This is a genomic window from Daejeonella oryzae DSM 19973 (genome assembly GCF_000422945.1).
GTDB classification, from domain to species: Bacteria; Bacteroidota; Bacteroidia; order Sphingobacteriales; family Sphingobacteriaceae; genus Daejeonella; species Daejeonella oryzae.
On the sequence record NZ_AUHA01000003.1, the window covers coordinates 179,565 to 201,712 of the forward strand.

Annotated in this window: 10 protein-coding genes; 3 read left to right on the forward strand and 7 right to left on the reverse strand. The window is 39.9% G+C overall.

Features of this window, described 5'->3' with window-relative positions; translation table 11 throughout:
- Positions 1 to 4: 4 nt before the first annotated feature.
- On the forward strand, positions 5 to 1,096 hold the full coding sequence (locus G521_RS0108335) for a S1C family serine protease (RefSeq protein ID WP_026898132.1): 1,092 nt from the start codon (positions 5 to 7) through the stop codon (positions 1,094 to 1,096).
- A 98-nt stretch (positions 1,097 to 1,194) separates the two neighbouring features.
- Here the strand turns inward: G521_RS0108335 and pdxH are convergent, their stop codons facing one another.
- Complete coding sequence (gene pdxH, locus G521_RS0108340; RefSeq protein ID WP_026898133.1) at positions 1,195 to 1,848, reverse strand: pyridoxamine 5'-phosphate oxidase; 654 nt, start codon at positions 1,846 to 1,848, stop codon at positions 1,195 to 1,197.
- Between the two features lie 188 nt (positions 1,849 to 2,036).
- Between pdxH and G521_RS0108345 the strand changes: the two genes are divergently transcribed.
- Positions 2,037 to 2,600, forward strand: coding sequence for a YqgE/AlgH family protein (locus G521_RS0108345; RefSeq protein WP_026898134.1), 564 nt, complete (start codon positions 2,037 to 2,039; stop codon positions 2,598 to 2,600).
- Positions 2,601 to 2,604: 4 nt separating this feature from the next.
- On the opposite strand, the gene purE is transcribed toward G521_RS0108345, so the two are convergent.
- From purE to G521_RS0108370, 5 genes are all read right to left on the reverse strand, one after another.
- A complete protein-coding gene (gene purE, locus G521_RS0108350; protein ID WP_036678761.1) occupies positions 2,605 to 3,123 on the reverse strand; it encodes a 5-(carboxyamino)imidazole ribonucleotide mutase in 519 nt (172 codons plus the stop codon).
- 26 nt (positions 3,124 to 3,149) lie between these two features.
- The gene (locus G521_RS0108355) at positions 3,150 to 4,322 is read right to left on the reverse strand and encodes a 5-(carboxyamino)imidazole ribonucleotide synthase (protein ID WP_245580850.1); all 1,173 of its coding nucleotides are present in this window, start codon (positions 4,320 to 4,322) and stop codon (positions 3,150 to 3,152) included.
- Between the two features lie 97 nt (positions 4,323 to 4,419).
- Positions 4,420 to 9,708: a choice-of-anchor tandem repeat GloVer-containing protein gene (locus G521_RS17765; protein ID WP_081675038.1), complete on the reverse strand. Its 5,289-nt coding sequence runs from the start codon at positions 9,706 to 9,708 to the stop codon at positions 4,420 to 4,422.
- A 117-nt stretch (positions 9,709 to 9,825) separates the two neighbouring features.
- Positions 9,826 to 13,215 carry a choice-of-anchor tandem repeat GloVer-containing protein gene (locus G521_RS0108365; RefSeq protein WP_081675039.1) on the reverse strand — a complete coding sequence of 1,130 codons (3,390 nt, stop codon included), beginning with the start codon at positions 13,213 to 13,215 and terminating at the stop codon, positions 9,826 to 9,828.
- A 249-nt stretch (positions 13,216 to 13,464) separates the two neighbouring features.
- Positions 13,465 to 18,201, reverse strand: coding sequence for a choice-of-anchor tandem repeat GloVer-containing protein (locus G521_RS0108370; RefSeq protein WP_026898139.1), 4,737 nt, complete (start codon positions 18,199 to 18,201; stop codon positions 13,465 to 13,467).
- Positions 18,202 to 18,610: 409 nt separating this feature from the next.
- On the opposite strand from G521_RS0108370, the gene G521_RS0108380 reads away from it, so the two are divergent.
- Complete coding sequence (locus G521_RS0108380; protein WP_026898140.1) at positions 18,611 to 20,884, forward strand: Tex family protein; 2,274 nt, start codon at positions 18,611 to 18,613, stop codon at positions 20,882 to 20,884.
- Positions 20,885 to 20,951: 67 nt separating this feature from the next.
- On the opposite strand, the gene G521_RS0108385 is transcribed toward G521_RS0108380, so the two are convergent.
- Positions 20,952 to 22,136 carry a DUF3570 domain-containing protein gene (locus G521_RS0108385; protein WP_026898141.1) on the reverse strand — a complete coding sequence of 395 codons (1,185 nt, stop codon included), beginning with the start codon at positions 22,134 to 22,136 and terminating at the stop codon, positions 20,952 to 20,954.
- Between the last annotated feature and the right edge of the window lie 12 nt (positions 22,137 to 22,148).

Here is a 22,148-nt window from a genome sequence, read left to right on the forward strand (position 1 = left end):
AAAAATGAAAAGTGATTTTGATTTAATTAATCGCATTGAAGCTTACTTAACAGGAGAGTTATCTCCCGAAGAACACGCCGAATTTGATCAGCTTCGCAAGCAGGATTCAGCCGTTGACTTAAAAGTTGTGGAGCATCAGGCATTTATTCAGCAGATTTCTGAGTACGGAATGCAGAAGCAACTTCGTACCGATATGGAATCTATCCATGAACAACTCAATATAAACAGCATTAAAGATGAAGTTCTGCCGGCTAAGTTTAAAGTCAGAAATTTATGGAACAAGTATCGTTTAAATACTGCAATCGCAGCATCTGTTGCAATTTGTGCGGTAATGTTAACCTTGTTGTCTTCCGGTTATTTCAATAAATCTATCACTTCCAACTACAGTGCGCTCAGACGTGAGATTAATAATATTAAGAGATCTCAGAATCAGTTAATTAAAGGTATTAATGATCGTCCTGTGTCAGGTCCCGCTAATCCGGGTCAGTTCGGAGGCACTGGATTCGCTCTTTCTGCCAATGGCTACATTGTCACCAATTACCACGTAGTAAAAGATGCAGACTCAGTATATGTTCAAAATTCAGCGGGTGAATCATTTAAGGTGAAGCAAATTTTTATTGATCCGGCTTTTGATCTTGCGGTTTTGCAAATTATAGATCCGGGATTTAAATCCTTGTCAGATTTGCCTTATACCTTTAAGAAAAATTCTTCAGATCTGGGTGAAGACGTATTCACCATCGGTTTTCCTCGCGATGATCATGTATTTAATAAAGGCTATGTTAGTTCATTAACCGGGTATGCCGGTGATACTGTTGCTTATCAGGTTGATATTTCTGTTAATCCTGGAAATAGCGGCGGACCCTTATTAGATAATAAAGGAAATGTAATCGGGATTATTAGTGGTAAGCAAACTCAAACAGATGGCGCAGCTTTCGCGATCAAATCTAATTATCTTATTCAATCTCTGGCATCAATACCACAGGATTCTTTAGTAGATAAATTGGTGCTGAATAAGAAAAACTCTTTAAGCGGTTTAAGCCGTACAGATCAGATTAAGAAATTAAAAGATTATGTATTTATGGTTAAGGTTTATTAATAAAATCAACAAACCCAAAAAAGCCGTCACGATTAATTTCGTGACGGCTTTTTATATAGATTATAATTTAGTGTATTATTTGTCAGAATAACTTATACTTAAGGAGCTAATCGAACAATTTTCCATGTGTTTTTATCTGCTTTTTTATAAACGATGCGGTCATGCATCCTGCTTTCACGGCCCTGCCAAAACTCGATGACCTGAGGTTTAACAATATATCCTCCCCAGTAGGCAGGTTTTGGGATTGTCTTATTTTCAAACTTTTCTTCCATCTCCGTCCAGTCCTTTTCTAGCTGATCTCTGTCGGTAATTTGCTGACTTTGGGGAGAAACAACCGCTGCTATTTGGCTTCCTTTAGGTCTTGAATGAAAATATCTATCTGATTCTTCTTTGCTCAATTTTTCAACTGTACCTTCAATCCTAACCTGGCGCTCTAACTCAGGCCAATAAAATACTAAAGCAACAACCGGATTACGGGCTATTTCTTTTCCTTTAGCACTTAAATAATTGCTGTAAAAAACAAAACCTTTATCATCGGCACCCTTTAAAAGTACTATACGTGCAGAAGGTTTTCTGTCAGTACTTGTGGTTGCTAATGTCATAGCATTCGGCTCATATAAATTAGCATTTAAAGCTTCTTTAAACCACTTTGTAAATTGATTTATAGGATTTTTTGATACGTCTTTTTCTGTTAATGAGGATGAACGGTAATCCTGTCGCAAATTCTCAAGGGATTCTTTTTCGATTGACATAATATATTTCTTACTGCAAAGCTAAAAAAAAGGCCCATGTTATCAGATTATGTTTTTTGAGCTGCTCAATTATTTTTTGAATGACCTGATCATTTTATTTTTGTTGAATCTGGTACATGATTCTAAGAATTTCTGATAATTTGCGTATTTTAAGGAGTATAATAAATTCTAAAATCGGGGTTTTAGCTATGTTAAATTCAAATAAACATCAGGCCGGAAGTTTACTTATTTCAGAACCTTTTATGATCGATCCAAATTTTAAAAGGTCGGTTGTATTATTAGTTGAAAAATCTGAAGGAGGAGATATTGGTTTTGTCCTCAATCAGCGCAGCGATCTGCTTGTAAGTGATCTTATTCCTGATTGCTGGAATGCAACATTTCCTGTGTTTGTAGGAGGACCGGTGGGAAAGGACACTTTACATTTTATTCATCGGTGCTATGATAAAATAAGCAGTGGCATAGAAATTTCTGAAGGGTTGTATTGGGGGGGAGATTTCGAGGGTTTAAAAATGCTGATAAATTCTAACCAGATTAGATCTGATGAGGTAAAGTTTTTTGTGGGCTATTCAGGTTGGGGTGAAGATCAGCTAAAATCGGAAATAGAACAAAATTCCTGGCTTATTGAAAATAATTACAAGCCTGATGTTTTATTTGTTGAAGATGAGGAGAATCTATGGAAAGAGGTAGTGATATCTTTGGGACCCAAATATGCACACATTGTAAATTTCCCTGAAAATCCATCCTGGAATTAAAATTTTAGTTTATTTTTTCCATTGCCAGGGCACTCTCTTCTACTTTTTTTCTCATCTCTTGTTTATATTCTATAAATTTTTGAGATAGCGAAGTATCGGATGTCGCCAGAATTTGAACAGCCAGCAATCCTGCATTTTTTGCAGCGTTTAACGCGACAGTTGCAACCGGAACTCCATTAGGCATTTGTAAAATTGAGAGGATAGAATCCCATCCATCAATAGAATTTGACGATTTTACAGGAACTCCAATAACAGGTAAATGAGTGATAGATGCAACCATTCCGGGTAAATGTGCGGCTCCGCCAGCTCCGGCAATAATTACTTTTAACCCTCTGCCGGCTGCCGACTTGGAATAATCCAGCATACGCTCAGGTGTACGGTGCGCAGAAACAACGGTCATTTCAAATTTAACATTAAACTCTTTTAAAACATCAGCGGCATCCTGCATGATATTCAGATCTGACTGGCTGCCCATTATTATTCCAACCACTATTTTTTCTGAACTCTGAATTGAATTGCTCATATTGTTTCTATGTGAATTTAAATGTATTAAATCTTTACTTTGATGGTTTTTTGTACAAATCGGGCTTTTTCAATAGCTTTTTCACGATCATCATCTAATATGGTCACGTGGCCCATTTTGCGAAATGGTTTGGTATATTTTTTCCCATATAAATGAACATAAACACCATCTGTTTTTAAAACTTCATTCAAACCCTCATATTCTGCCAAGCCTTCAAAGCCTTTTTCTCCCAGCAAATTAATCATAACGGCATTACTGATAGATCTTGTGTCTCCAAGTGGCAAATTGAAAATTGCCCGTAAATGCTGCGCATACTGGGAAGTATAATTTCCTTCGATAGTTTGATGTCCGCTGTTGTGAGGTCGGGGTGCAAGTTCATTAATCAATAATTCACCTGATTTGGTTAAAAACATTTCAACCGCCATAACACCAACAATTTTTAATGAAGTAGCAATAGAAATTGCAAGATCATCCGCACGCTGTAATATCTCGAAACTCAGTGTAGATGGCGAAATTATAAATTCAACCAGATTTACATCCGGGTTAAACTCCATTTCAACGCATGGGAAAGTTTTAACCTCACCATCCTCATTTCTGGATACAATCACAGACAATTCCTTGTCAAAATCTACAAATTCTTCTACCAGACTTGGGGCATTAAAAGCATCTTTATGATCAGATTCTGATTTTATTTTTTGTACACCACGTCCATCATAGCCATCTCTTCGAAGCTTTTGAATATATGGATAGGTGAAATTTGTAGTTTTAAGATCAGCAGCCGAATTAATGATCAGGAAAGGAGCGGTTGGGATATTATTTTCTTTGAAAAATTGTTTTTGTAAACCTTTGTCCTGAATAAGTCTGATAATTCTGGATTGAGGATAAACTATAACTCCTTCTTCTTCGAGTTTCTCTAATGCGTCTACATTGACTTTTTCAATCTCAATAGTTAGAACATCTACTTGTTTGCCAAAATTATAAACAGTTTCATAATCAGTTAATGATCCCAGCGTAAAATGATCACAAAGATGTTTGCAGGGTGCATGCGGATCAGGATCCAGAACACGTGTGCTTATATTAAAATTGATAGCTTCCTGGATCAGCATTCTGCCCAGCTGACCTCCGCCTAAAATTCCTAATTGTAAATCACCGTAAAATGCTTTCATACTGATTGCAAGTTTAGGCGAAATCTGCGACATATTATAGTATTTGTATCTGATATCATGTAGTTGTTTCTAAAAAAGACAAAACCCCGCGTAGCAGGGTTTTAACTTGTTCACGTCAGATCTTCATAATTTATTCAGTCATAATGATTTTAAAATTTTCTACATTTTTAGAAGTAGCTAAGCGCAGGAGATAAATTCCTGATGATAGATTAGAACCATCGAATTCAAATTTCAAGGTTTGATCGGCATCTGCCCGGCCTTCATACATTCGTTTCACCCTGGATCCTTTCAAATCATAAACATCCAGAATAACCAGATTTTCATCTGCCGGTAAAGTAAATGTGACCACGGCATTTTTGCCAAACGGATTGGGATAGGCGCTTAATATGATTTTGGAAGTTTTTATAGTAATTGTAAAGGTTTGGGGCGGACTCTGATTTATTCCCCCAAATTCAGTTCCTCCGTCATCTTTTAAAATCACGTTTAGGGTAGCCGAACCGCATGCATTGATAGCGGGAGTGAAGCTCAATGTTCCATCAGGAGATATGGTGGGTTGAACAGAGAATAAATTTTTATTCGTATTGGAAACGGTAAAGTTTACTGCCTGCTTTTCTTCTCCCGGATCACCTTTGGAAATATGAGTAGCCCATAAAGGAACCACCTGCGGACCTGCATTTTCATACAGAATCTGATCAGGTCCTTTAGTAAATGAAGGAGCTGAATTGACTTCATTCACGGTGATCCGGATTTCTTCCGATACGATACAGCTACCATCTGAAACGATAATTTTAACGTGATAGATTCCGGGTCCCTGATCTTCTGATGGAGTCCAGGTAAACTGTCCCCCGGATGGATGGATCACGGCTCCGGTTGGGAAGTTACCCTGAGATGTTTTAGAAATCGAATAAGTCAGGATATTTGCTGGCAGATCACTATCTGTAGCAGCGGCTGTAAAAGTGAGTCCAAAACCTTCGTTCACCGTTTTATTTCCAATAGCCGACAGAACCGGTTCCGCATTAATTTCACAAACCTTGATCTCGATTTCTTCCTCATCGGTACAAGTTCCGTCCGAAACGTTAATTCTAACCCGGAAAGTTCCGGGGCCCTGTACTTCGGTGGGTGTCCATGTAAATAAACCGGTGGATTGGTTAATTGTGGCTCCTTCCGGGAATTTACCCGTAGCAGGATTAGCCAGCGAGAATATGAGAGTATTAGCCGGTGAATCTTTATCTGTAGCTTTTGCAGTGAAGCTGAGTTTTTTCAGTTCGTTAGCTGACTTATTTCCAATAGCTGTAAGAACCGGAGCGGTGTTACTTTCAGTACCACATACCTCAATAAAGCTTGAGCCGATACCCGGGAAAGCACCATTATCCCCGGTAAAATCTTGAAGCTTGGTAACTATACCAGTTGAGATATCTAAAGAAAAAATAATTCCTTTTTTGTTCACACCTCCTTTGCTGGTCGTGCCGTACAAATACCCGTCGCTTGCCTGGAGAAGGGTGCCTGAAGGATAAATACCTGAAGTGATATCCGTGCAAAATGATGCCACATCCACTCTGTACCTGGTAGGCGGCAAGTCAATGGAGAATATCTCCCCCACGCCGCACCCGCCGCCTCCATAGTTCATGCCATACAGTTTTGCATCGTTAGCCTGGATAAGGCTACCACGAGGGTTTTCGTGACTGTGAAAATTGATGAAATTGTAATAACTTGATGTTACAGGATTGAAGCTAAATACCGTTCCATCACCTTCAGATCCGCCACTTTCAGTCATTCCATACATGATACCATCGTTGGCCTGAATCAGGTTGCCCATAGGGTTTTGCCCGATATCACAATCCTGGCAGGGCTCCTTAAAAGTCATAAGAGTGCTATAGATGGAAGAAGTTGGATTGAAAGAAAAGATAGTTCCTCGTGACATACCATATAGCTTTCCATCATTTGCCTGAATCAGGCTGCCAACAGGGCTGACATCATAGGGCCCGGTAAAATCTTTAAGCTTAACATACCTGGAGCTCGCCGGGTCAAATGAAAAAATTACACCTTTGTTGTTGGTCCCCCCGGTTTCGGTCATACCGTAAAGTTTCCCATCATCGGCTTGCATCAAGCCGCCCCGGGGATTAGCTCCGTTCATATGATCGAAATCCTTTAATTTTGCATAGGTGGAGGTAGCCGGATCAAAGGAAAAAATAACACCATAACCCAGGGTTCCCCCCAAGGTGGTCATACCATACAGTTTCCCATTGTTAGCCCGTACCAAACTCCCTGTCACCTGGCTCCCTTCCTGATTGAGCCCGGACTCGTGAAGTATGTTATAGCTGTAATCAGAAAGATCAAAGGAAAAAATTACACCTTGTTGGAAGAATCCTGCCCTGCTTCCGGTGCCGTAAAGCTTCCCATCCTTTGCCTGGAGCAGCCGGCCTGCCGGGCTATTATTCTTATTCCCAAAGTTCTTTAGGATTCGATATTCAGAGGTCAAAGGATCAAAAGAAAATAGAATAGAATCGGCCACGCCAACGAGCTTACCGTCATTTATTAAAGTGAAAGTGCTGCCTGGGTTAGTTGTACTAAAATCCTTTTCATTGGTAAATTTCTGGGAACTGGGGTTGATGGAAAAAAGAACTCCTCTTTCATTTTTGCCGCCACCAGCAAAACCATATAAATTTCCGTTCGCCGCCTGAACCAGACTTCCACCAGCGAAACCAGACTCACCTCCATTAATATGATCGAAGTCGTGAATTTTGATATAGGTAGAGTTAGAAGGATCAAAGGAGAAAACAACACCGAATCCATTACTTCCTCCCCTAAAGGATGCGCCATACAACTTTCCATCTGTTGCTTGCAACAGGCTTGCATAAGGATTAGCTCCGTCAGTCTCATTAAAATCCTTAAGTTTAGTAAAGGCAGAAGAGGACGGATCGAATGAAAAAATAACCCCGTCACGATTAGTTCCGCCGCCAAGTGTTAAACCATATAATTTTCCGTCCCTCGCTTGTATCAGGCTCCCTGTAGGCTGACTGCCGTTTAAGCCGTCAAAGTCCACTAATTTTTTATATGTTGATGAGGAGAGGTCAAAAGAAAAGATGACTCCCAGGTTATTGACCCCTCCCGAGCTAGTTACGCCATAGAGTTTCCCGTCACTTGCTTGTAGCAGATAACCTTCAGAAGCTCCATTTATGCTATCGAAGTCCGAGAGTCTAATATATATTTTAGTGAGCGGATCAAAGGAAAAGATAACGCCCCTGTCAATACTTCCTCCTGCGACCATTCCATATAACTTTCCATCGCTGGCTTGAATTAATCGGGAGGTCCCTAAGGCAAGGCCTTCAAAGGATTTAACTACCGATAGCTCATTACTACCTGGTACAAATTTTATAATCGTTCCGCCATCTTCTGTCCCTCCCTTAGGGGTTGTGCTATATAAAGCCCCTGATTTTGCGTTTTCGGGATTTATGGTAATGGAAAAAGTAAGAGGGCTTTGATCTATGCCGCCATTCGTAGTACCACCATCATCTTTGAGAATAACAGTGACTTTAGCTGTTCCTGTCGCATTTTTAGCGGCTGTAAATTTCAATGTTCCACTTGTATCAATAGATGGCTGAATTGAAAATAACCTGTTATTATTATTGCTGACTAAAAACTGGAGCTTCTGTCCAGACTCGTTTTCAGGGCCTTTCGAAAGTTCAGACGCCCATTCTTTTACAGACTGGGGGCCACTATTAACCTTTGTTACAAAGCTGATGCTATTTAATGCAAAGGTCGGAGGATCATTAACTGGTAATACCGTTATGATAAAAGTTTGCGGGTTGCTTTGATCAATTCCTCCATTATCTGTCCCTCCATTGTCTTTTAAAATTAACGTTATGGTGTCAGAGCCATTTGTATTTAATTTCGGTTCTAACGATAAAGTTCCCAACTCATCAATATATAACCTTTGGAATAAATCTATATTTTTTCTATTAATGATAAAACTTAGTCTTTGATTATCCTCGCCTTTGCCTGCAGTTATGTTTGTTGCCCAATTATTTAAATATTCTCTATGATCTTCTAATAGTATCGGATTAACTCCTATTGTAAAGCTTGGTGGTAAATTAGCTTGAGAGATGCTATTATCAGAAATCAGTCTTGCCAGGGCAGGAGCACGACTTGCTGCACCACCTACAACAATTTTTTCGTCCGGTTGAATAAGCACACCAAATCCCCAGTTTGAAGTACCAAAATCCAATAATCGCTTTCCGTCTATATCAAAAGCAGTGTCCAAATTTCCATCTGGCAATAGTCGCACTATTCCAATTTTTAACTCAGAGATATTAGGTGAAGGTCCAATGCCGGTAGGCGTAGATCCGACCATAATAATACTTCCGTTTTTTTGAACGGCTACGCTGCTCCCCTGATCGTCGGCATTAGAGAAGTCAATTGTTTTTCTACCATTTACCGCAAAGCTACTGTCTAAAGTTCCGTTCGCATTTATCCTAGCTAATGCGTAATCACTAATACCAGTCGACGTATTTTTAATGTATGTGGTTCCGGACACAAGTATTTTCCCATCATCCTGAATTACCAGGTCATATACGTAATCATTATTTCCGTCGAAATCAATATACGTTTTTCCTCCGGAACCAAAACTGGTATCCGGACTTCCGTCAGGATTCAAACGAACGATTGCGAAGTCGTCATTTGAGTCTCCGGAAATCACTATTTTTTTATCTGGTTGTAATCTAATTTTTCGACCTGTGCCCATAATGCCAATAAAAAGTATTCCATTGTCGCCAAAACCAGTATCAATAGATCCATTTTCATTGAGATGTATAATTTTAAAATCATAATCATTGGTTTTTGGATTAACGCCGTAGCCAGCCAGCAAAAGTTTACCATCATCCTGTACAGCTACGCTGGTGCTAAATTCACCTCTTTTAGCTTCGTCAAGCAAAACGATACCGTTACCATCAAAACTCTTGTCAAGCGTGCCGTCGACATTAAAACGAACGGCTGCAAACCTGTGCAACTCCTCTCCATTTGAGGAGGAGTTCCTTACATCACCGGTCACAATTATTTTTCCATCAGGAGCTATGCACATGTCCCAGGGATTCGCATATGAGTTGGCGACTTCTGCAAAAGCTTTTCCGTCATCGCTGAAGCTTTTATCCAATGATCCATCAGGATTTATGCGCACAACTGCAAAACCCTTCATGTTTGTAGCATAATTAACAGCACCTCCGGCTATTAAAATTTTCCCATCCTTTTGAATGGCTATCGACCCAAATCCATTACTACTATAACGATATTGATTAGTTCCTGAAACGATAACACGGCCGTCATCTCCAAAGCTTTTATCAAGCGTGCCAGGTTGCGAAAAAACGATGTTAGGTACGCACATTGCTAATGTTAAGCAAATGAAACTTAGTAAAATCTTTTTCATAATACAGGTTTTAATAATGAATAATTAAGTACAGCGGCTTTTAGAAAGGCTTGTAAATATTCTGTATCGGAAATCAAAAATGTTCAGAATGAACCTTAGAAAGAGATCATGATTTCTTCATTCCGTCATCATCAGTTTAAAATTTTCAATCTGTTTTGAAGTTGCTAAGCGAAGAAAATACATTCCGGCAGAAAGCTGTGATCCGTCAAATTCAAATTTCAAGGTTTGATTGGCATTGGCTCTGCCTTCATACATTCGTTTCACCCTTGATCCTTTCAAATCATAAACATCGAGAATAACCAGATTTTCATCTGCCGGTAAAGTAAACGTAACCATGGCATTTTTGCCGAACGGATTGGGATAGGCGCTTAACATGATTTTGGAAGTTTTTATAGTAATTGTAAAGGTTTGGGGCGGACTCTGATTGATTCCCCCAAATTCAGTTCCTCCGTTATCTTTTAAAATCACGTTTAGGGTAGCCGTACCGCATGCATTGATGGCGGGAGTGAAGCTCAATGTTCCGTCAGAAGATATGGATGGTTGAGCAGAGAATAAATTTTTATTCGTATTGGAAACGATAAAGTGTACTGCCTGCGTTTCTTCTCCCGGATCACCTTTGGAAATATGAGTAGCCCATAAAGGAACCACCTGCGGACCTGCATTTTCATACAGGATCTGATCAGGTCCTTTAGTAAATGCAGGAGCTGAATTAACTTCATTCACGGTGATCCGGATTTCTTCTGATACGGTACAGCTGCCATCTGAAACCACAATTTTAACGTGATAGATTCCGGGTCCCTGATCTTCTGATGGAGTCCAGGTAAACTGTCCCCCGGATGGATGGATTACGGCTAAGGTCGGGAAGTTACCCTGAGATGTTTTAGAAATTGAATAAGTCAGGATGTTGGCTGGCAGATCACTATCGGTAGCAGCAGCTGTAAAAGTGAGTTCAAAACCTTCGTTCACCGTTTTATTTCCAATAGCCGACAGAACGGGTTCCGCATTGATTTCACAAACCTGAATTTCAATTTCTTCCGCATCGGTACAAGTTCCGTCCGAAACTTTAATTTTTACGCGGTATGTTCCCGGACCCTGTGCTTCGGTGGGTGTCCATGCAAATAAACCGGTGGATTCGTTGATTGTGGCTCCTTCCGGGAATTTACCCGTGGCAGCATGAGCAATAGAGAATTCTAATGTATTAGCCGGTATATCTTTATCGGTAGCTTTAGCAGTGAAGCTGAGTTTTTTCAGTTCATTGGCTGACTTATTTCCAATAGCTGTAAGAAACGGAGCGGTGTTAATTGCAGAAGTATTTATCTCAATAAAAGCGTTTCCCTGACCAGGCCAGCGGCCATTAATACCGTCAAAGTCTTTTAATTTTGTATATGAAGATGAGCCTGGATCATACGAAAAAACAATACCATAATCGTTACTTCCTCCGCTGTGGGTAGATCCATACAACTTTCCATCTTTAGCCTGTGTAAGGGATCCCCTGGGATAGGCGCCATTTGTTTTATCAAAATCAAACAACTTGGTAAATAAGGAGGAGGATGGGTCTAATGAGAAAATAACGCCATAATTATAATTTCCTCCCATGTTTGTCATCCCGTATAATTTACCATCAGCAGTTTGTATGAGGTTCCCTATTGGCCCATGTCCATCAAGTAATTGTGGATAATGTTCAGCATAAAAAAGTTTCTCTTGCACAATAGTGGACGAGGCAGGGGCGAAAGAAAATATGGCTCCTCCTAGTCCAGGAGACCCTTTAGAAGTCATTCCATAAAGTTTACTGTCAGTAGCCAATACCAAACTTCCCATAGGTTCGAGCCCAAATCCTCTGTCCGATCCTTCATCGTTACCAAAAGACAGCTTCTTTCTATACACAGCTGAATATGGGTCGAAGGAAAAAATGGTGCCTTTGTCACCTTCGCCTCCATAAGCTGTCATCCCATACATTTTGCCCTCGTTTGTTTGTATCAGGCTTCCGTAAGAAGGACCATTAAAATTTATCAATTTATTGAATTGGTTTGATGCGGGATCAAATGAGAAAATAACGCCGTCTGAAGGAGTCATGCCATATACTGGAGTAGTCAGGCCATATAAAAGACCATCCTGAGCTAACAGTAGGCCGCCTTTGGGATATGCCCCGCTATTTTTATCAAAATCCCAGACCTTGTTATATTTTAAGGATACAGGGTCCAATGAGAAAATAACACCGCGTCCCATGCTTCCGCCATTGGTTGTTAAGCCATAAAGATTTCCATTGTTTGCCCGTACCAAACTCCCGGTTACATAGCTCCCATCCGCATTGACTCCAAAATCTTTGAGCGTGGTATATTGGCTATCAGATAGTTTAAGGGAAAAAATAACACCACGCTCGCTAATTCCACCTGAGCCTTTGGTGCCATATAGCTTGCCATCCTTTGCCTGGAGCATCGGGCCTCCTGGGCTATCATTATTCTTATTCCCAAAGTTCTTCAGTATTCGGTATTGAGAGGTTAACGGATCAAAAGAAAATAAAATAGAATCTGCCGCTCCAACCAGTTTTCCATCGTTTGTTGAAGTGAAAGTGCTGCCGGGGTTAGTTTGGCTAAAATCCATTTCCTTGGTAAATTTCAAAGAAGAAGGATTAATGGAAAAAAGAACTCCCAACTCATTCTTACCCCCCCGATCAGTAAAACCATATAAATTTCCGTTCGCCGCCTGGACCAGGCTTCCACGATCAACACCCGGTCTGCTTCCATTAATATGATCGAAGTCATGAATTTTAGTGTAGGTAGAATTAGAGGGATCAAAAGAGAAAACAACACCAAATTCATTATTCCCACCCCTATGGGTTGTGCCATACAACTTCCCATCTGTTGCCTGCAATAGGCTTACGTAAGGATTAGCTCCATCAGCCCCGGTAAAATCTTTAAGATTAACAAAGGCAGAAGAGGACGGATCAAATGAAAAGATAACCCCGTCATTATTGGTTCCACCCGTGAATGTCATCCCATACAATTTTCCATCCTTAGCCTGTACCAGGCCTCCTAGAGGCCTACTCCCATTTACGCCGTCAAAGTCTATTAATTTTTTATAGGTGGATGAGGACAGATCAAAAGAAAAGATTACTCCTCTGTCATTAATCCCGCCCTGGGGAGTCATTCCATAGAGTTTCCCGTCGGTTGCTTGTAATAACATCCCTTGAGGGTATACTCCATTTTTTTGGTCGAAATCCCAAAGTTTTTTATATGTTTTAGCGAGAGGATCAAATGAAAAGATGACGCCGCTCTCTGTCATGCCGTATAACAATCCATTGCTGGCCTGGATTAATTTAGAGCTTGGACCTTTGGCAAGACTTTCAAAAGATTTAACAACGGTGAGTTCATTTGTTTCAATTACAAATTTGTTAATCGTGCCCCCTCGGCCGTTTCCCCCGGCAGATGTGGTGCCAAATAGAATCTGTGCCTGCAGAGATGCCATACAAGCAAAGAAGTAAACCATACTGAGTAAAATCTTTTTCATAATACAGGTTTTAATGAGTGAATAATTAAGTACAGCGGCTTTTAGAAAGGCCTGTAAAAATTCTGTATCGGAAATGAAAAATGTTCAGGATGAACCTTAGAAAGAGGTCATGAGAAGAACAGGAGATGGCAAAGAATCTTTACTGATCTTCTGATTAGTTGATAAATCAAGTTCTTTCAAGATTATTACCTATATAAGTTAGGAATTAATGATCTTATTTTTGCAATCCCTTGCCTATTTAAAAGTTCTTCATTCCGTCATCATCAGTTTAAAATTCTCAATCTGTTTTGAAGTTGCTAAGCGAAGAAAATACATTCCGGCAGAAAGCTGTGATCCGTCGAATTCAAATTTCAAGGTTTGATTTGCCTCGGCCCGGCCCTCATACATTCGTTTCACCCGGGATCCTTTCAAATCATAAACATCGAGAATAACCAGATTTTCATCTGCCGGTAATGTAAATGTGACCATGGCATTTTTGCCAAACGGATTGGGATAGGCGCTAAGCAGGATTTTGGAAGATTTTACAGTAATTGTAAATGTTTGGGCCGGACTCTGATTTATACCCCCAAATTCAGTTCCTCCGTTATCTTTTAAAATCACGTTTAGGGTAGCCGAACCGCATGCATTGATAGCGGGAGTGAAGCTCAATGTTCCATCAGGAGATATGGTGGGTTGAGCAGAGAATAAATTTTTATTCGTATTGGAAACGGTAAAGTGTACTGCCTGCGTTTCTTCTCCCGGATCACCTTTGGAAATATGAGTAGCCCATAAAGGAACCACCTGCGGACCTGCATTTTCATACAGGATCTGATCCGGTCCTTTGGTAAATGCAGGAGCTGAATTAACTTCATTCACGGTGATCCGGATTTCTTCTGATACGGTACAGCTGCCATCTGAAACCACAATTTTAACGTGATAGATTCCGGGTCCCTGATCTTCTGATGGAGTCCAGGTAAACTGTCCCCCGGATGGATGGATCACGGCTCCGGTCGGGAAGTGACTCTGAGATGTTTTTGCCAAAGAATAAGTCAGGATATTGGCTGGCAGGTCACTATCTGTAGCAGCGGCTGTAAAAGAGAGTTCAAAACCTTCGTTCACCGTTTTATTTCCAATAGCCAACAGAACCGGTTCCGCATTAATTTCACAAACCTGGATCTCGATTTCTTCCTCATCAATACAAGTTCCATCCGAAACCTTAATTTTAACCCGATATGTTCCCGGACCCTGTGCTTCGGTGGGTGTCCATGTAAATAAACCGGTAGATTTATTGATTGTTGCTCCTTCCGGGAATTGTCCCGTAGTAGCATTAGCCAGTGAGAATTTAAGCTCGTCAGGTGCTGAATCTTTATCGATAGCTTTTACAATGAAGTTGAGTTTTTTCAGTTCGTTAATGGATTTATTGCCTATAGCTGCAAGAACCGGAGCGGATTTACATTCAATGCCACTTACCTCAATAAAGCTGGAGCCAATTTCCGGGTAAGCGCCGTTTGTTCCATCAAAATCTTTGCGTTTAATGAGAGTTCTGGTTGTTATATTATATGAAAAGATTACTCCTTTATCGTATGAACCTCCTGTGTTTGTGGTTCCGTACAGATTACCATCACCTGCCTGCATGAGGGTACCTTTGGGACTTCTGCCTGTTTTTTCATCAAAGCTTGCCCGACTTGAAGCGATGTTCGAGTCAAGATTAATAGAAAAAATTTCCCCCCAACCTCGTCCTCCTCCTTCGAAGTTCATTCCATATAGTTTTCCGTCATTTGCCTGGATCAAACTGCCGAATGGATTTTCAAAGTCATTAAAATTAATAAAGTTATTATGCTGAAGTGTAGTAGGATCGAAGCTAAATACAGTTCCATAATCTTCAAATCCTCCCTCATGGGTCATGCCATACAGAATGCCATTATTGGCCTGAACAAGGCTGCCATATGGGCTCTTGCCCATATTATCATCAAAAAACGGTGTGATGAAATCTTTTAATTTGATGTAGGTAGCTGTAGTAATATTATAAGAGAATATCACGCCATATGAAAATTTAATATAGAAACCACCTTGTCCGTCACCTTCTGTACGGGTCATACCGTACAGTTTACCATCAGTAGCCTGGATGAGGCTTCCCCAAGGATTAGCCCCGTCATCTCCTTTAAAATCTTTCAGCTTGGCATAAGTAGAATTAGAAGGATCAAAAGAAAAGATGACACCTTTATTATTTGTACCGCCTTTTTCAGTCATGCCGTACAATTTGTTGTTATTTGCCAGCATTAAACCACCCCGGGGATTGGCACCGTTTATATTGTCAAAATCCTTTAATTTGGTATAGGTTGATGTTGCCGGGTCGAATGAAAAAATTACCCCAAATCCCATCTTTCCTCCAGAAGTTGTCATCCCGTATAATTTTTTGTCGTTCCCCTGAATAAGACTTCCGGTAACGCTGTAACCTTCTTTAGAGTTTAATTCAAATGACTTAACAACAGTTAGGCTGTTTGTAGATGGCAGAAATTTAATAATAGTACCTCCATTTCCTTTTCCGCCTGAAGAGGTGGTACTATAAAGAGTGGGGTGTAAATTTACTTCTCTAACATCGATCCCAAGTTCTTCTTCATCAATATTAGATCCATCTGAAACCAAAATCGTGAGATAATATGTTCCCGGACCCTGCGCTTCGGTTGGTGTCCATGAGAATTCTCCTGTAAAAGCATCTATTTTTGCTCCGGTTGGAAAGGCTCCGCTTGAAGCTTGTGTCAACGAAAATTTAAGCAAGTTAGAAGGTGTATCCTTGTCGGTAGCTTTTGCAGTAAATTTGAGTTCCCTCAGTTCGTTAATCGATTTATTACCAATAGCTGCAAGAATAGGAGGAGTGCCGGATTTATATTCAATGAAAGGATATGGAGGAAAAGATGTGGGCCCATTATAATCTTTTAATTTCTTATACATTCCCGTAATTAGATCGTAGGAATAAAAAACACCCCTGTCGTATTCTCCCCCTCCAGCCATACCGTATAACTTTCCGTCACTATATTCTATTAGTACACCGCTTGGACCATAAGCCCCCTTTTTGTTTAAGTCGAAATCTTTTAATTGGGTATATTGAGAGGTTAACGGATCAAAAGAAAATAGTACACCATCACTATATTTTCCTCCACTGTACATTGTACCATAAAATTTGCCATTTTTTGCCTGCATAAATCCCTGGTTTTGGAAGCCTTCATTTCTACCCAAGCTTTTCAGTATTTTATAATTTGGTTTGATAGGATCGAATAGAAAAATGTCACTTCTTATGATATTGCGACCCTGATAATTCGAAATACCATATAAATTTCCGTCCTTAGATTGGATGAATCTTCCGGGTGAACCTTCCAGTTTCTCAAAATCTTTCAGCTTTTTGTAAATGGAGGATACCGGATCAAACGAGAAAATAATTCCACTGTCGTAATTTCCACCCGCAGCTCTACCATATATCAGTCCGTTTTCTGACTGGAAAATATGTGATGGATTTAGCCCCATGGTTTCATCATCAAAGTTCTTTAGTATTTCTAAATTTCCTGTAGAAGGATCGAATGAATACAGGAGTCCTCTTAAGTCGTTGCTTCCTGCTTCATGAGAAACTCCGTAAAACTTCCCATCGCTCGCCCAAATGATTTCTCCTGCTGAAATGCTATTAAAACGGTCAAATTCAATAAGTTCCTGGTAATCAAAAGTTGAGAGGTCGAAAGAATAGAGAACGCCGTCATCGTTGCGACCGCCCTTTCTGGTCATCCCGTATAATTTTCCATCGCCGCCCTGCACTAATCCTCCTGCAGGCACGTAGGCATTCTTTTTTACTTCCCAGACCTGTGAATAAGTAGAATTCGACGGATCGAAAGAAAAGATAAAACCCGCAACATTACCTTCGCCGTAAGCCATCCCATACAACTTGCCATTTGCCGCCTGCACAAGACTTCCGTGGGGAAGGTTGTTTTCAAAGACTTTTTGAATTTTAAGAGCGTCAGAGGTGGGGTCAAACGAAAAAATCACTCCTCTATTTATATCAGCCGCGGCTGCCAACCCATAAATTACTCCATTATCTGCCTGAATTAATCTTCCAAGCTGATGGCCGGGGCCGATAGCCTGCAAATCATTCACTTTCTGAAGTTCAAGAGTCGAAAGGTCAAAGGAAAATATAACTCCCAGGTTTGATGCTCCTCCTAAAGAGGTTTGTCCATATAATTTCCCGTCCGTTGCCTGTAGCAGGCTTCCATAGGGCCGGCTACCGATTGTGCCGTCAAACTCTTTTAAAATAGTATAAACGAGGGAGACAGGGTCGAAGACGAACACAAATCCCCTATCCCTTTTGCCGCCCCTTGAATTAACTCCATATAGTTTTCCATCCCGCCCTCTTATCAAGTCTCCACTTGAAATTTTACCAATGCGGTATTGTGTAAATTTAGAAGAAGCAATATCAAATGAAAATATTAGATCACCATTCCGCGGGGCTTCTATCATTCCATAGAGTTTGCCATCATCTGTTTGCACCAGGCCCCCACGAGCGGAGGAACCGTCCGTTCCGTCAAATTCTATTACTTTGCGATATACAGAGGTCGTAGGATCAAATGAAAAGATGGTGCCCAGCATTTGATCAGTCACGCCATAGAACTTTCCATCTTTGGCGAGCGTTAATTTTCCCATGGGGCTACCATAGACAGTTTGACCAAACTCATATACACTTGTGAGGGTTGAGGTAGATGGGTCAAAACAATAAATGGCATAAGGGCCGGGGTATGAGCTCAATCCATAGAGCTTGCCGTCCGGAGCCTCTACGAAATCTGAAACGTTCGGACGAACTCCATTGAAAGACTTTAGAATAGTTATTGTGCTGGTAGGGGGATTAAACTTTATAATTGTTCCACCCCCGTCTTTCCCTCCACTTGAGGTAGTGCTGTAAAGATCCTGTGCCTGTACAAAAACTACAAATAACAAAAAGTAACTGATACTGAGTAAAATCTTTTTCATAACACAAGTTTTAATAATGAATAATTTGTTTCAGAAGCTATTAGAAAGGCTTTTAAATTATTCTGTATCGGAAATGAAAAATGTTCAGGATGAACCTAATGAAGCAGTAAATAATTATGATTTCTGTTAAATAATCCGGAGCGAGAGTTTTTTAAATCATTCTTAATTAAGATAAAACCCCAAATTTATCGCCAGATTTTTCCTTACTTAAGTTAAGTATTTAATGGCTAAATACTTCCTCTATTATTAAATTGCCTGTAAATTGAATTTTAATTATACGTCCCTACAATTCATCCTCAGCCTCAATAATATTTCAATATTGTTGATAAGCTTTTTTTGAAATCATAGCATATTAATCCAAATTCGCGTTTGAAGTAAGTGCAGTCATTCTTCAGATTAATCTAAAAATATGATCTCCCATTTAAAAATAATATCTAAAGAACTTTCAATTTCTGAAAAACAGGTTGATACTACTATTGAACTTTTAGACGGCGGAGCAACTGTTCCTTTTATTTCCCGTTACCGGAAAGAATTAACCGGACTTTTAGATGAAGTGCAGGTAGCTGCAATCCGCGACCGCATTCAACAACTCCGCGATCTGGATAAACGCAGAGAGGCCATTTTAAAATCGCTGACGGAATCAGGAAAATTAACTCCTGAACTGGAAAAGCAAATTAAGAATGCAGAAACCTTAACAGTTCTGGAAGATATTTATCTTCCGTATCGTCCGAAAAGGAAAACACGGGCAGCAGCAGCCCGGGAAAAGGGTTTGCAGCCTTTGGCTGACCGCATACTGGAGCAGGAAAAATTTGATCTGAACAAGGAAGCTGAGAAATATATCAATGAAGAGAAAGGTGTTTTAACAGTTGATGATGCACTTGCCGGAGCAAGAGATATTCTTGCAGAATGGATGGTCGAAATCCCGGAAATTAGAGCAGCAGTTAGGGAAATATTTCTTCAGAAAGGGATTATGCAATCTAAGGTTATTAAAGGAAAGGAGCAGGAAGGTATAAAGTACCAGGATTATTTTGACTGGTCTGAGCCCTTAAAATCCGCTCCTTCTCATCGAATTCTGGCTATTAGAAGAGGAGAAAAAGAGGTTATGCTTTCGATGGATATTGTTATTCCTGAGGAAGAAGTTATAGTGTTGATGGAGAACAAGTTTATTAAATCAAATAATTCAGCCTCAATTCAGGTGCAACTTGCAATAGCTGATGGATATAAACGGCTTCTTAAACCATCGATGGAAACAGAGATTCGCCTGCTGACTAAGAAAAAAGCAGACGATGAAGCGATCCGGGTTTTTGCCGACAATGCGCATGCATTATTATTGGCGGCACCAATGGGACAGAAAAGAGTTTTAGCTATTGATCCCGGATTCAGGACAGGCTGCAAAGTTGTTTGTCTGGATGAACAGGGTAAGCTTTTGGAAAATACAGCTATTTATCCGCACTCAGGAGCTGCAAATGTGAAAGAGGCTGAAAAAACAATTCGTCATCTTGTAGATAAATATAAAATTGAAGCTGTTGCTATTGGCAATGGTACCGCAGGGCGTGAAACGGAATCATTTATCCGGGGTCTCAATTTAGAGGAAATACTCATAGTGATGGTTAATGAAAGTGGCGCCTCCATTTATTCTGCCTCACAGGTTGCCCGGGATGAATTTCCAGGCCAGGATATCACTGTAAGGGGAGCGGTTTCTATTGGAAGAAGATTAATGGATCCTTTAGCCGAACTGGTAAAGATTGATCCGAAATCAATAGGGGTAGGGCAATACCAGCATGATGTGGATCAGGTTAAATTACAGTCTTCGCTGGATGATACGGTTATTAGCTGTGTGAATGCAATTGGTGTTGAATTAAATACTGCATCAAAGGAAATATTATCTTACATATCAGGTCTCGGACCGCAGCTTGCTCAGAATGTTGTGGATTACCGAAATAAAAACGGAGCTTTTAAGCGCCGTTCTGAGCTAAAGAAAATTCCAAGATTAGGTGAAAAAGCATTTGAGCAGGCGGCCGGTTTCCTGCGAATACGGAATGCAGAAAATCCTCTTGATAGTAGTGCGGTCCATCCCGAAAGGTATGCACTTGTGGAGCAAATGGCCAAAGATCTGGGCTGCAAGGTAAATGATCTGATGAAAAATGAAGTGTTTAGAAAACAGATTAATCTGAATAAATATATTTCTGCCGAAGTTGGACTTCCTACTCTGAAAGATATCCTGGAAGAATTAGCCAGGCCAGGCCGGGATCCGCGTGAAGCGTTTGAAACTTTCAGTTTTACCGAAGGTGTAAACGCTATTACCGATTTAAAAGTTGGGATGAAACTACCTGGCATCATTACGAATATTACTGCGTTCGGAGCATTTGTTGATATTGGTGTCCATCAGGATGGTTTAGTACATTTAAGCCAGATGGCTAACCGATTTATTAAAGATCCGAATGAAGTTGTGAAAGTTAGTCAGCAGGTAATGGTTACAGTTACCGAAATTGACATTTCCAGAAAAAGAATTGCACTTTCGATGAAGAGTGATGAACCGGCCGAAAAAACAGTTTCTCAAAAAAAACCTGTACGTGATTCTCACAAAACTCCGGTTCAGAAATATCAGAATTCTAATAAAAAAGCAGAACCAAAGCAGGATATGGAAAGTATGCTTGCTGCATTGAAGAATAAATTCAAGTAAAATTTACAACAAACAACAAAAAAGACCGGGTCAATTAAGCTGGTCTTTTTTATGGTTTAAAGCTGATTTATTTAAATTTTAAAGCTAAAGTTATATTATTGGAATTTAAGCCGTTGCTTCTATTGTAATGGCCATATCTCAATTCAAAAGTATTGAATTTTTTCATTCCCAAAATTCCGTCAGTGGAAGTAAAACGAAGATTTAATCCTGCATACTGACTGGTGAATTTTGACAGATCATAATCACTGCTATAAAAATTATGTTGTGAAGTATGCTGCTGAAAACCGGCAAATTGATCTGCTGATGTTTGAGTGTAATACCTGTAGAAAGGACTTAAAGAGAAAAAAGGGGTGATTTTATACGGGGCTTCCATTTCAATGCTGTGAGCGTTAATTCCCCAGTCATCTGTATAAAATCTATATAATGATCTTATTATAAATCGATCGCCGGCAAAGTAATTCAGCCTTAAGCCAAGAGGGATTTTAAATCTGCTCTCTGGCAATTTTTCGGCATGCACCGAATTATCTCTGAAATAAACACGTTGATATAAAGTTCCTAACTGACCTTGCTGGTAAGCCAGATCAAGGAGCATTGACATTTGTAAACGTGTATTTATTATTTGAGACAGTGAGAATGATGCATTGAATGAATTTCTGGGTTTGTAACCCCCATTTCCCAGATTGCCCCTTAATTCTATTGGATAAATTACTTTCCAGGAATCCAGAAAGGCCATTAATTTTATGCCCAGCTCACGATTATTATCTTTAGAAAATTTCGAAAAATTAATATTTCCGCCTATTGATGAATAATCATATTCCTGGGAATAAGAGGCACCTGCTCCAAAAGAATAATGCTTTATATCATCTTTTACTGACCAATTTACAGAAGGATATATACGGGTATCGGCCGCAGAGGCAGATGAAATGGTAGTGGGATCTATTTTATCCGAAGAAGCAGAGGTATAGTGGTCAACTCCAAATTCAAAATCAAAAGTATGAAGCCGGTTTGTTTTGTCGAAACGGGTGAGTGTTACATCAAAACTATTTGCAAAATCCGAAAGCTTTTCTGTGCCAATTCCTCCGGTTACTGCCGAATTATTTCCTTCCTGATGGTAATAGCTTGATACAAAATTGGCTTCTTCTACTTTTAATTTTCTGTTTTTGTACAGCGAATTTTCTGTTGAATCTGTTTGAGCAAATGCACCTAATACAGAGAGGTATAAAAATGCTACACCTAAATAAATCTTCTTCATAAATTGATAAAC

What these genes read in the sequence shown, in the direction of transcription:
- G521_RS0108355 (WP_245580850.1), bottom strand. Translation starts at nt 4,322, where the DNA reads ATGTCGCAGATTTCGCCTAAACTTGCAATCAGTATGAAAGCATTTTAC.
- G521_RS0108345 (WP_026898134.1), top strand. Translation starts at nt 2,037, where the DNA reads ATGTTAAATTCAAATAAACATCAGGCCGGAAGTTTACTTATTTCAGAA.
- G521_RS0108370 (WP_026898139.1), bottom strand. Translation starts at nt 18,201, where the DNA reads ATGAAAAAGATTTTACTCAGTATCAGTTACTTTTTGTTATTTGTAGTT.
- purE (WP_036678761.1), bottom strand. Translation starts at nt 3,123, where the DNA reads ATGAGCAATTCAATTCAGAGTTCAGAAAAAATAGTGGTTGGAATAATA.
- G521_RS17765 (WP_081675038.1), bottom strand. Translation starts at nt 9,708, where the DNA reads ATGAAAAAGATTTTACTAAGTTTCATTTGCTTAACATTAGCAATGTGC.
- G521_RS0108380 (WP_026898140.1), top strand. Translation starts at nt 18,611, where the DNA reads ATGATCTCCCATTTAAAAATAATATCTAAAGAACTTTCAATTTCTGAA.
- G521_RS0108365 (WP_081675039.1), bottom strand. Translation starts at nt 13,215, where the DNA reads ATGAAAAAGATTTTACTCAGTATGGTTTACTTCTTTGCTTGTATGGCA.
- G521_RS0108385 (WP_026898141.1), bottom strand. Translation starts at nt 22,136, where the DNA reads ATGAAGAAGATTTATTTAGGTGTAGCATTTTTATACCTCTCTGTATTA.
- pdxH (WP_026898133.1), bottom strand. Translation starts at nt 1,848, where the DNA reads ATGTCAATCGAAAAAGAATCCCTTGAGAATTTGCGACAGGATTACCGT.
- G521_RS0108335 (WP_026898132.1), top strand. Translation starts at nt 5, where the DNA reads ATGAAAAGTGATTTTGATTTAATTAATCGCATTGAAGCTTACTTAACA.